Genomic DNA, 12,334 nt, shown 5'->3' with positions numbered 1-12,334 from the left:
ATGACCACACGCATCAATCTCCTCCCCTGGCGCGAGGAGCGGCGCAAGAAGCGCGAGCGGGACTTCTACGGCATGCTCGGCGGCGCGCTCGCCCTCGGCGCCCTGGTCTGGTTCGGCGTGCACACCCATCTGGAAGGCCGGATCGGCTACCAGAACGACCGCAACGCCTTCATCGAGCGCGAGATCTCGCGCCTCGAGCGGCAGATCGTGCGCATCCGCGAGCTGGAATCCACCAAGGAACAGCTGATCGCCCGCATGAACGTGATCCAGCGTCTGCAGCAGGGCCGCCCGGAGGTGGTGCACCTGTTCGAGCAGTTCGCCATCACGCCGCCGGATGGCCTGTACCTCGACAGCATCCGCCAGTCGGGTGCCGACGTGACGATGACCGGCGTGGCCGAATCCAATGCCCGTGTCTCCAATTTCATGGAGAACCTCGAGGCCTCGGAGTGGCTTGAGGATCCGGACCTCTCCGTGATCGAGGTCGAGCAGCGCGAGGGCACCCGGGTGAGCAACTTCACCCTCACGGTAACCCGGGAACGTGCCGATGACGCTACGGACGGCGACGGGGAGGGCTCCTGATGGATCTGGAGCAGTTCCGCAACCTGGACATGAACAACCCCGGTGGCTGGCCGGTGGCGGCCAAGGCCATCGCGCTGGTGGTGGTGTTCGCCCTCGCCATCGCCGCCAGCTGGTACTTCGACTGGAGCAATCAGCTGCAGCGCCTGGAGCAGGCGGAGGCCCGCGAGCAGCAGCTGCGCCAGGAGTTCGAGACCAAGCAGCGGCGGGCCGCGAACCTCGAGGCCTACGAGGCACAGCTCGCGGAGATGGAGGAATCCTTCGGTGCGATGCTGCGCCAGCTGCCAAGCCGCGCCGAGGTTTCCCGGCTGCTGGTGGACATCTCCCAGACCGGTCTCGGCGCCGGCCTGGAGTTCGAGCTGTTCCGGCCCCAGGACCCTCTGCGCCGCGAGTTCTACGCCGAGCTGCCGGTCAACATCCGGGTCACCGGTGACTACCGCGAGTTCGCGAGCTTTGTCAGCGGCGTGGCCAACCTGCCGCGGATCGTGACCCTGCACGACATCGCCATCAGCCGCGCCGACGGCGACGGGGGCAGTGACAGCGACGCGGACGACCCGCTGCGCATGGAGCTGACCGCCCGAACCTACTGGTATCTGGACGACGAGACAGAGGAGGGCGGGGAATGAGCAGCGCCCGCCTTGGCCGCTGGCTGACCGGCGCCACCTGTGCCCTGCTGCTTGGCGGCTGCGCCGAGGGCATGGGCGATCTGCAGCGCTACATCGAGCAGGTGCGCGCGCGTCCCGGCGGCGAGATCGAGCCCATCCCGGAGATGGAGCCGTTCGAGACCTACGCCTACCCGGAGACGCTGGACGCCAATCCGTTCTCGGTACAGTCCTTTGCCGAACCGGAGCCGGACGACGAGGCCGTGGCCGACTCCGGCCTCCAGCCTGACCGCAGCCGCCCGCGGGAGGTGCTCGAGCAGTTCGAGCTCGACTCCCTCGCCTACGTCGGCACCCTGCAGCGGGAGGGTGAGCGCTACGCCCTGGTGCAGGATCCCGACGGCACCATTCACCGCGTTCAGGACGGCAACTACCTGGGCCGTAACTACGGCGAGATCCAGCGGATCACGCCCAACTCCATCGAGCTGCGCGAGCTCGTGCCGAACCAGCAGGGTGGCTGGATCGAGCGCGAGGCCTCGCTGGCGTTGAGCGAATAGCGTTCGGGAGCGGACAGCCATGATGAGCTTGCGTGCAGAGGGGGCCAGGACGATGACCCGCAACCATAACGGCCGGCGGCGGATGTGCCGGTTCCACGCGGCCGCGCTTGCGCTGCTGCTCCTGCTGATCGCCGGCAGCGCCGGCGCGGCGACGCTGCAGGACGTGGACTACAGCGCGCTGCCGGGCAACGCCGTGCAGATCACCTTCAACCTGGACGAACCGGTGGAGGCTCCGCGCACGTTCAACACCGAGAATCCGGCACGCATCGCGCTGGACTTCGTCGGCGTGCGCAACGGCCTCGCGGAGCGCTCGGTGGACATCGGCGAGGGCGTTGTGGAGGGGCTCTCCACGGCCGAGGCAGGCGGGCGCACGCGGGCCGTCCTGCGGCTCTCGCGGCTGGTGCCGTTTGACGTCAAGGTGCAGGGCAATCAGGTGTTCGTGACGGTGGCCGCGACCGCCGGCGACTCGGCTCCCGCGGCAAGCGCGCAGCCGGTGGCGAACGGCAACGGTGAGGCAGGCGCGGCGGCGGACGCCGACGACGGCGGCCGGCGCATCAATGGCGTCGACTTCCGCCGCGGCGGCGACGGCAGTGCCCGCATCATCGTCGAGCTCTCGGACGAGACCACGCCGGTGGACGTCAACCGCGAGGGCGGTCGCATCGTCGTGGACTTCCTCGGCGCCAGCGTCCCCGACCGGCTCCAGCGCCGCCTCGACGTCACCGACTTCGCCACGCCGGCCCGCTTCGTCGAGACCCGCCAGCGCAACGGCGACACCCGCGTCGCCATCGACGCCGAGGGCGAGTACGACCAGATCGCCTATCAGGCGGACAACACCTTCACCATCGAGCTTCAGCCCATCACCGAGGCCGAGCAGGAGCGCCGCGCCCGGGAGGAGCCGGAGTACACCGGTGAGCGCCTGTCGCTGAATTTCCAGGACATCGAGGTCCGCTCGGTGCTGCAGCTCATCGCCGATTTCACCGGGCTCAATATCGTCGTCAGCGATTCGGTGAGCGGCAACATCACCCTGCGCCTGCAGAACGTGCCCTGGGATCAGGCGCTCGACATCATTCTGCAGACCAAGGGCCTGGACAAGCGCACCAACGGCAACGTCATGCTGGTGGCGCCCGCCGAGGAGATCGCGGCCCGCGAGCGGCAGGAGCTGGAGTCCCGCGAGCAGCTGCGGGCACTGACACCGCTGCGCTCGGAATTCATCGAGATCAATTACGCGAAGGCCGCCGACCTCGCAGAGCTCATTCGCGGCATCGGCGGCGACGGCGGCGAGGACGGCGGTGACGAGGGCCTGCTCTCCGAGCGGGGCAGCATCAGCATCGACGAGCGCACCAATACCCTCATCGTGCGCGACACCGACCGCAACCTTGCCGACATCCGCCGGCTGGTGACGCGGCTGGACATCCCGGTGCGACAGGTGCTGATCGAGTCGCGGCTCGTGATCGCCAGCGACGACTTCAGCGACGAGCTGGGCGTGCGCTTCGGCTACAGCCGCAACGGCAGCATCGACGGCGACTCCGCCGTCTTCGGCGGCACGCGCCCCGGCGCCTTCAACTACGGTGGCACCACCGGCTTCGAGGTCCCTGCCGACGAGGGCACCGAGGGTCTGCTGGTGGATCTGCCGGCGAGCAACGCCGCGGGCTCCGCGGGGCTCGCCATCGGCCGGGTGGGCAGCTATCTCCTGCAGCTCGAGCTCTCCGCCATGGAGAGCGAGAACCGCGGCGAGATCATCTCCAGCCCGCGGGTGGTGACAGCCAATCAGCGCGAGGCCGAGATCAAGCAGGGCGTGGAAATCCCGTTCCAGGAGGCGACCTCCAGCGGCGCCACCAGCATCGAGTTCCGCGAGGCGGTGCTGGGCCTGGTGGTGACGCCGCAGATCACCCCCGACGACCGCGTGCTGCTGGATCTGCAGGTGAACCAGGACAGCCGGGGCGAGGACACCCCTTCCGGCCCCGCCATCAACACCCAGTCCGTGCGCACGCAGGTGCTGGTGGACAACGGCGAGACGGTGGTGCTGGGCGGCGTGTTCGAGCGCACCCAGACCGAGGGTGTGGAGCGCATCCCGTTCTTCGGCGAACTGCCGCTCGTGGGCTGGATGTTCCGCAACCGGGTGTCGCTGGACGAGAACAGCGAGCTGCTGGTGTTCGTCACCCCGCGCATCCTCGACGAGCAGCTCGGCCTGAATAACTGACCGCCCACTGCCCGACCGCCCGCGGCCGGGCAGTGGTGAGCTGCCTCGGGCGAGGCCCGCCCGGGCGCCCCGGGCGGGCCATGCGTAGTACACTCGGGCCCCATGGCGCAGGCGGATCGCATATTCCTGGTCGGCCCCATGGGCGCGGGCAAGAGCACCGTGGGGCGGCGGCTCGCACGCCAGCTTGGGCTGCGCTTCGTGGACCTGGATCAGGCCCTCGAGTCCCGGACCGGGGTCGACATCCCGCGCATCTTCGACATCGAGGGCGAGGCCGGCTTCCGACGCCGGGAGGCGGCACTGCTGGACGAGCTCACCCGGGAGCCCGGCATTGTCCTCGCCACCGGGGGCGGCGCCATCACCACCGAGAGTAACCGCCAGCATCTTGCCGGCCGCGGCCTGGTGGTCTATCTGCGCGCCCCGGTGGAGGTGCAGCTCGCGCGCACCCGCCACAGCAGCCGCCCGCTGCTGAAGTGCGCCGACCCGTACGCCCGCCTGGAGGGGCTGCTGGCCGAGCGCGCCCCGCTCTACGAGGGCATCGCGGACCTCGTCGTCGACGCCGCCGAGGGCGGCCCGGACCGTCTTGCCCGCCGCATCGCCACGCTGATCGAGGAGGCGCCACTTGCCCGCGAACCCTGAACGCCGCCAGGTCCGCGTCGAGCTGCCGGGCCGCGCGTACCCCATCGAGATCGGCCGTGGACTGCTGGACGACGGCGCCACCGTCGCCGGCGCCGTACCCGGACGCCAGGTCCTGCTGGTGAGCAACGAGACCGTGGCGCCCCACTACCTCGCCCGCCTGGAGGCCGCCCTTGAGGGCCGCCTCACCGCGAGCGTCGTGCTCCCCGATGGCGAGGCCCACAAGCGCCTCGAGACCACCATGGCGGTCTACGACCAGCTCATCGACGCCGGCTTCGACCGCGGCTGCACCGTGGTGGCCCTGGGCGGCGGGGTGATCGGCGACCTCGCCGGCTTCGCCGCCGCCACCTACCAGCGGGGGGTGGCCTTCGTGCAGGTGCCGACCACGCTGCTCGCCATGGTGGACTCCTCCGTGGGCGGCAAGACCGGCGTCAACCACCCGCGAGGCAAGAACATGATCGGCGCCTTCCACCAGCCGCGGGCGGTGATCGCCGACCTCGCCGTGCTCGACACCCTCCCGGACCGCGAGCTGCGCGCGGGCCTGGCGGAGGTGATCAAGTACGGCCTGCTCGGCGACCCCGAATTCCTGGCCTGGCTGGAGGCGGACATCGAGCGCCTGCTGGCACGGGAGCCGGACGCCCTCGCCTACGCCGTGGAGCGCTCCTGCCGGAACAAGGCGGCCATTGTGGTCGAGGACGAGCGCGAGGCCGGGCGCCGGGCGCTGCTCAACCTCGGCCACACCTTCGGCCACGCCATCGAGGCAGCCACCGGCTACGGCCCCTGGCTGCACGGCGAGGCCATCGCCGCGGGCCAGTGCATGGCGGCCTGGATGTCCGCCGAGCTCGGCTGGATCACCCCCGCCGACTACGAGCGGGTGGCGGCGCTGTTCGCCCGGGCGGGCCTGCCTACCCGCCCTCCGGGCATCGGCGGGGCCGCCTTCCGCCGGCACATGGCGGTGGACAAGAAGGCCCGGGACGGCCAGCTGCGCCTGGTGCTGCTGCGACGCCCCGGGGAGGCGGTGGTAACCGGGGACTATCCGGCCACGGCGCTGACGGCGACCCTCGCGCACTTCGAGGCCCACCATGCCTGAGCCCCTCGGCGACCCGCCCGGCCTCGCCCCCTATGCCGAGCGCCCATCGACCAGCCGCGGCCGGCAGCACGGCGAGCACGCGCCGGACCTGCGCAACGCCTTCCAGCGCGATCGCGACCGCATCATCCACAGCAGCGCCTTCCGCCGCCTCGAGTACAAGACCCAGGTGTTCGTGAACCACGAGGGTGACCTGTTCCGCACCCGGCTCACGCACACCCTCGAGGTGGCTCAGATCGCGCGCACCATCGCCCGGGCCCTGGCCCTCAACGAGGACCTCACCGAGGCCATCGCGCTCGCCCACGACCTCGGACACACCGCCTTCGGCCATGCCGGCCAGGACGCGCTCGACGCCTGCATGGCAGAGCATGGCGGCTTCGAGCACAACCTGCAGTCGCTACGGGTCGTGGACCTGCTGGAGGCGCGCTACCCCGGCTTCGACGGGCTCAACCTCACCTTCGAGACCCGCGAGGGCCTCGTGAAGCGCTGCCCGCTCCACCATGCCGAGCGCCTCGGCGACATCGGCCGGCGCTTTCTGGACGGCACCCAGCCCGGCCTCGAGGCCCAGCTCACCAACATCGCCGATGAGATCGCCTACAACAGCCACGACATCGACGACGGACTGCGTGCCGGTCTGCTCACCGTCAGCCAGCTCCGCGAGGTGCCGCTAGTCGGGGATATCCTCACCGAGGTGACGGCCGAGCACCCGGACCTCGGCGAGCGCCGCCTGATCTACGCCGCAGTACGCCGGCTGATCGGCCACCAGGTGCGGGACCTGGTGGATGCGAGCCGCGCCCGCATCGACGCCGCGGCACCGGCATCGCCGGACGCCGCACGGGCACTGCCCGAGCCGCTGGTCGGCTTCAGCGATGCGATGCGCGAGCGGCATCAGGCGCTGAAGGCCTATCTCTACGAGCACCTCTACCGCCACTACCGCGTCCACCGGATGACCACCAAGGCCGCCCGCGTGGTGCGCGAGCTCTTCACCACCCTGTTCGGGGACCCGCGCCTGCTGCCGCCCCAGTTCCGCGCCGACGCCGAGGCCCGCGAGGCCCGCCGGGGCGACCGCGGCCGCGCCCGCGCCGTGGCGGACTACATCGCGGGCATGACCGACCGCTTCGCGCTGGATGAGCATGAGCGGCTGCACACCCCCAAGCGCCTGACCTGAGGCGCGCAGCGGCGCGCCTCAGGTCAGGCGCAGTTCAAAGCAGCAAGTTCAAAGTTCAAAGGGGGACGGCCCCGTGCCTGGCACCACGGCTCGGGGGCCGCACGGGGCCTTCCCCCTTTGAACCTTGAACTTTGAACTCTCATTGGAACCATTCCAACCTTGAACGGTCCCAGCCTCCGTCCACACTTTCCCGGTGTGGGACATGGCATCGAAGGAGGGTGAACCATGGCCAAGCAGAACACGACGCGAGAAGCGGTGGCCGGCAAGCTGGCGCGGGCGCTGGCGGACAGCTACGCGCTCTACATGAAGACCCACGGCTTCCACTGGAACGTGGTCGGGCCGGACTTCCAGCCGCTGCACGAGGAGTTCGAGAAGCAGTATCGCGAGCTCTGGGAGGCGGTGGACGAGATCGCCGAGCGCATCCGGGCCCTGGGCGTGTTCGCGCCGGGCAGCTTTGCGGACCTGCTCGAGCTGACCAGCATCAGCGAAGAGCGCGGCGTGCCGGTGCCGGAAGAGATGCTGCGCCAGCTGGTCGCCGACCACGAGAAGACGCTGGCGAGCCTGCGTGAGGCACGCAAGACCGCCGAGGCCGCCGGCGACGACGCCACCGTGAACCTCATGGACGACCGCCTCACCGTGCACGAGAAGACCGCCTGGATGCTGCGCAGCCTGCTGGAGCGCCCGGCCGGCGACGGGCACGTCGCGAAGTCCGTGCGCGACCAGCTGCAGGCCGGCGGCGGCAACCGGCCGCGGCGCGCGGTGGGCTGACCGCGCCGCCTCCAGGACCCGGCGGCCGGCCGCCGGGTCCGCTCCCCGCCAGCCCCCCGGTTTGCCGCGCCATCGGGTGCGGGTTATATTGACCGGCCATTTGCCCTTTGGTCGGGACCGGGCCACCCACCCCATGCTCGGCATCACCCCGCTACGCCTGCCCTGAGATCGTTGCCCGACGGCGCCGGTCGGAGGCAGCCGCGGCCCGGTCCCCCGGAAACTCGAGAGGCAGTCCGCGTGAGGCAGCATCCCTTTACCCGCCCGACCCTCTACCGTCCCGAGTTCGAGCGCGACAACTGCGGCTTCGGCCTCATCGCGCACATGGACGGCCAACCCAGCCACTGGCTGGTGGACACGGCGATCCGCGCCCTCACCCGCCTGACGCACCGCGGTGCCGTCGCCGCCGACGGCAAGAGCGGCGACGGTTGCGGTCTGCTGATGAAGCCGCCGGTGGGGTTCCTGCGCGCGGCGGCCGCCGAGGCCGGGATCGAGCTCGCCGACCACTTCGCCGCCGGCTGCATCTTCCTGACGCCGGAGGACGCCGCAGCGGCGCGGGAGAAGCAGGCCCTCGTCGACGCGCTTGCCCACCACGAGCTGCCTCCCGCGGGCTGGCGTGACGTCCCCGTGGACACCTCCGCCTGCGGCCAGCAGGCGCTGGAGACGCTGCCGCGGATCGAGCAGCTGTTCGTCAACGCCCCTGACGGAATGGACGAGGCGGAGTTCGAGCGGCGGCTGTTCATGGCGCGGCGCCGGGCGGAGAAGGCGCTGGAGCCGGAGAGCGAAGGCTTCTACGTGCCGAGCCTCTCGGGCCGCGTGATCTCCTACAAGGGGCTGGTGATGCCGGCGAACCTGCCGGTGTTCTACCAGGATCTGCAGGACGAGCGCCTGGAGACGGCGCTGGCGGTTTTCCATCAGCGCTTCTCCACCAACACCCTGCCCCAGTGGCGGCTGGCCCAGCCCTTCCGCTACCTCGCCCACAACGGCGAGATCAACACCATCCAGGGCAACCGCAACTGGGCCATCGCCCGTGCCTACCGCTTCGACACGCCGCTGCTGCCGGACATCGAGGCGATTCAGCCGCTGGTGAACCTCACCGGCTCGGATTCCTCGAGCCTGGACAACATGCTCGATGTGCTGATCACCGGCGGCATGGACATCTTCCGGGCGCTGCGCCTGCTGATGCCGCCGGCCTGGCAGAACGTCGATACCATGGACCCGGACCTGCGGGCCTTCTACGAGTACCACTCCCAGCACATCGAGCCCTGGGACGGGCCCGCCGGCATCGTCCTCACCGACGGCCGCCACGCCGCCTGTGCGCTGGACCGCAACGGTCTGCGCCCGGCGCGCTGGGTAATCACCCGCGACCGCCACATCACCCTCGCCTCCGAGGTGGGGGTCTGGGACTACGAGCCGGCGGACGTGCTGGAGAAGGGCCGGCTTCGTCCCGGCGAGATGATCGCCGCCGACACCGAGACCGGCGAGCTGCTGCTGCCGCAGACCATCGACGAGCGCCTGAAAACCCGCGCGCCGTACAAGCGCTGGCTGCAGAAGCATGCCCGCAACCTGCCCTCGCGGCTCCCGAGCAACGGCCACCGCGACGCCATCGACCCGGCGGACCTGGGCACCTACCAGAAGCAGTTCGGCGTCACCTTCGAGGAGCGGGACATCGTCATCCGCACACTCGCCGAGGGCGGCCAGGAGGCGGTGGGCTCCATGGGCGACGACACGCCCATGCCGGTGCTCTCGAAGCACGTCCGCCCGCTCTACGACAACTTCCGCCAGCAGTTCGCCCAGGTCACCAACCCGGCCATCGACCCGCTGCGCGAGCAGATCGTGATGTCGCTGGAGACCTGCTTCGGCGCCGAGAAGAACCTGTTCGAGGAGAGCGAGGACCACGCCCGCCGGCTGGTGGTGGACTCACCCATCCTCTCCGATGAGAAGTTCAACGGCCTGCTGCTGGAGAAGGATCCGGCCTACACCCATCGGCGCATCGACCTCGGCTACGCCGCGGACGGCACGCTGAAGGCCGCCGTCGAGGCGATCTGCGCCGAGGCGGAGCAGGCCGTGCGCGAGGGCGCCCGGGTGCTGGTGCTCTCCGACCGCGAGATCGAGCGCGAGCGCATCCCGGTGCACGCGCTGCTGGCCACCGGCGCCGTGCACCATCACCTGGTCGCCCGCGGCCTGCGCTGCGATGCCAACATCGTGGTGGAGACCGCCACGGCGCGGAACTCTCACGAGTGCGCGGTGCTGATCGGCTACGGTGCCACGGCAGTGTATCCCTACCTCGCCTACGACGTGGTGCAGGACCTGGTGCGCACGGGCCAGATCAAGGGCACGCCGCTGGAGGATCTGCTGCGCAACTACCGCAAGGGGCTGAACAAGGGGCTCTACAAGATCCTCTCCAAGATGGGCATCTCCACCATCACCAGCTACCGCGGCGCGCAGCTGTTCGAGATCGTCGGCTTCCATGACGAGGTGGTGAATCTCTGCTTCACCGGCACCACCAGCCGGGTCCAGGGGGCGGCCTTCGAGGACCTGGAGGCGGACCTCCGCGCGCTGCACCGCCGGGCCTGGCGGCGCAGCGAGCCCCTCGCCCAGGGCGGTCTGCTCAAGTACGTCCACGGCGGCGAGTACCACGCCTTCAACCCGGACGTGGTGGCCTCGCTGCAGGAGGCGGCCTACAGCGGAGATTACGAGCGCTACCAGGTGTTCGCGGAGTCGGTGAACACGCGCCCCGTGGCGGCATTCCGGGACCTGCTGCGGCTACGCGAGGCCGAGCCCATCCCGCTGGAGGAGGTCGAGCCGCTGGAGTCCATCCTCAAGCGCTTCGACTCCGCCGGCATGTCCCTGGGCGCGCTCTCGCCGGAGGCCCACGAGGCGCTGTCGATCGCCATGAACCGGCTGGGCGGGCGCTCCAACTCCGGCGAAGGCGGCGAGGACGAGGCCCGCTACGGCACCGAGCGCATGTCCAAGATCAAGCAGGTGGCTTCGGGGCGCTTCGGCGTCACGCCGCACTACCTGGTGAACGCGGAGGTGCTGCAGATCAAGGTCGCCCAGGGCGCGAAGCCCGGCGAGGGCGGGCAGCTGCCTGGGCACAAGGTCAACGAGATGATCGCCCGCCTGCGCTACTCCAAGCCCGGCGTGGCGCTGATCTCGCCGCCGCCGCACCACGACATCTACTCCATCGAGGACCTGGCGCAGCTGATCTTCGACCTCAAGCAGGTCAACCCCGAGGCGCTGGTCTCGGTGAAGCTGGTGGCCGAGCCGGGTGTGGGCACGGTGGCGGCCGGCGTCGCCAAGGCCTATGCCGACCTCATCACCATTGCCGGCTACGACGGCGGCACTGGCGCGAGCCCGCTGACCTCGGTGAAGTACGCCGGCACCCCCTGGGAGCTCGGACTCACCGAGACGCACCAGACGCTGCGCGCCAACGACCTGCGCGACAAGGTCCGGCTGCAGACGGACGGCGGCCTGAAGACGGGGCTGGACGTGGTGAAGGCGGCGATCCTCGGCGCCGAGAGCTTCGGCTTCGGCACCGCGCCCATGGTGGCCATGGGCTGCAAGTACCTGCGAGTGTGCCATCTCAACAACTGCCCAACGGGCGTCGCCACCCAGCAGAAGGTGCTGCGGCTGAAGCACTTCATCGGCACGCCGGAGCGGGTGGCGAACTACTTCACGTTCGTCGCCATGGAGACCCGCGAGTGGCTGGCGAAGCTCGGCGTGCGCTCGCTGGAGGAGCTGATCGGGCGCATCGACCTGCTCGAGCAGCGCGAGCCGGAGACGCCGCGGCAGGCGCGCCTCGACCTCTCGCCCATCCTCTCCGACGGCGGTCTGGCCGAGGACAAGCCGCAGTTCTGCATGGTCCCGAGCAACGCCCCCTTCGACAAGGGCGAGCTGGCCGAGCAGATGGTGCGCGACACCCTGCCGGCCATCGAGGCGAAGTCCGGCGGCGACTTCCACTACCGGGTGCAGAACAACAACCGTTCCATCGGCGCCCGGCTGTCCGGCGAGATCGCCCGGCGCCACGGCAACCTGGGCATGGCGGACACGCCCATCCGGCTGCACCTCACCGGCACCGCCGGCCAGAGCTTCGGCGTCTGGAACGCCGGCGGCCTGGAGCTGCGCCTGGAGGGCGATGCCAATGACTACGTGGGCAAGGGGATGGCCGGCGGCAAGCTGGTGATCCACCCACCCGCCGGCAGCCATTTTGCCAGCCAGGACACCACCATCATCGGCAACACCTGTCTGTATGGCGCCACCGGCGGCAAGCTGTTCGCCGCCGGTCTCGCCGGCGAGCGCTTCGCCGTGCGCAACTCCGGGGCGCACGCGGTGGTGGAGGGCGTTGGCGACCACGGCTGCGAGTACATGACCGGCGGCGTGGTCTGCGTGCTGGGTGCCACGGGCCTGAACTTCGGCGCGGGCATGACCGGCGGCTTTGCCTTCGTGCTGGACCAGCAGAACCGCTTCGTGGACAACTACAACCACGAGCTGATCGACATCCACCGGTTGCAGGCGGAGCACATGGAGGCGCACCGGCACTATCTGCGCGACATGATCCAGGAGTTCGTGGACGAGACGGGCTCGGAGTGGGGTCAGGAGATCCTCGACAACTTCCGGGACTACATCGGGCGGTTCTGGCTGGTGAAGCCGAAGGCGGCGGACATCCACGAGGTGCTGAACACGCTGCGGCAGGCGGCCTGATCGTCGGGGGGAGAAGGTGATCTTACGCGCTGGCTTCGAACCGGC

At 70.1% G+C, this 12,334-nt stretch carries 9 protein-coding genes; all 9 read left to right on the top strand.

Translation table 11 applies throughout. The features are described 5' to 3' along the window. The 9 genes from LMH63_RS01435 to gltB all read left to right on the top strand — a co-directional run bounded on the left by LMH63_RS01435 (position 1) and on the right by gltB (position 12,289). Positions 1–579 (top strand): PilN domain-containing protein, encoded by a 579-nt coding sequence (locus LMH63_RS01435; protein WP_109676198.1) that lies wholly within the window; start codon positions 1–3, stop codon positions 577–579. After that, positions 579–1,202: a type IV pilus inner membrane component PilO gene (locus LMH63_RS01430; protein WP_109676199.1), complete on the top strand. Its 624-nt coding sequence runs from the start codon at positions 579–581 to the stop codon at positions 1,200–1,202. The genes LMH63_RS01435 and LMH63_RS01430 overlap by 1 nt, the downstream gene beginning before the upstream one ends. Then, positions 1,199–1,732, top strand: a complete 534-nt coding sequence (locus LMH63_RS01425; protein ID WP_109676200.1) for a pilus assembly protein PilP — start codon at positions 1,199–1,201, stop codon at positions 1,730–1,732. Before LMH63_RS01430 ends, LMH63_RS01425 begins: the two co-directional genes overlap by 4 nt. A 52-nt stretch (positions 1,733–1,784) precedes the next feature. Next, complete coding sequence (locus tag LMH63_RS01420) at positions 1,785–3,932, top strand: type IV pilus secretin PilQ (RefSeq protein ID WP_229332688.1); 2,148 nt, start codon at positions 1,785–1,787, stop codon at positions 3,930–3,932. Positions 3,933–4,034: 102 nt separating this feature from the next. Beyond that, positions 4,035–4,568 carry a shikimate kinase AroK gene (aroK, locus tag LMH63_RS01415; protein WP_109676203.1) on the top strand — a complete coding sequence of 178 codons (534 nt, stop codon included), beginning with the start codon at positions 4,035–4,037 and terminating at the stop codon, positions 4,566–4,568. Next, on the top strand, positions 4,552–5,655 hold the full coding sequence (gene aroB, locus LMH63_RS01410; protein ID WP_109676205.1) for a 3-dehydroquinate synthase: 1,104 nt from the start codon (positions 4,552–4,554) through the stop codon (positions 5,653–5,655). The genes aroK and aroB overlap by 17 nt, the downstream gene beginning before the upstream one ends. Beyond that, entirely contained in the window at positions 5,648–6,820 is a 1,173-nt protein-coding gene (locus tag LMH63_RS01405) for a deoxyguanosinetriphosphate triphosphohydrolase (RefSeq protein ID WP_109676207.1), read from the top strand. The genes aroB and LMH63_RS01405 overlap by 8 nt, the downstream gene beginning before the upstream one ends. A gap of 225 nt (positions 6,821–7,045) precedes the next feature. Continuing rightward, positions 7,046–7,588, top strand: a complete 543-nt coding sequence (locus LMH63_RS01400; protein ID WP_109676209.1) for a Dps family protein — start codon at positions 7,046–7,048, stop codon at positions 7,586–7,588. A 237-nt stretch (positions 7,589–7,825) separates the two neighbouring features. Continuing rightward, complete coding sequence (gene gltB, locus LMH63_RS01395) at positions 7,826–12,289, top strand: glutamate synthase large subunit (protein WP_109676211.1); 4,464 nt, start codon at positions 7,826–7,828, stop codon at positions 12,287–12,289. The last annotated feature ends 45 nt before the right edge of the window (positions 12,290–12,334 follow it).

This window comes from Spiribacter halobius, assembly GCF_020883455.1.
Taxonomy (GTDB): Bacteria; Pseudomonadota; Gammaproteobacteria; order Nitrococcales; family Nitrococcaceae; genus Sediminicurvatus; species Sediminicurvatus halobius.
Note: the sequence above shows the minus strand (reverse complement) of the source record. Positions and strands in the feature narration are given on the sequence as shown.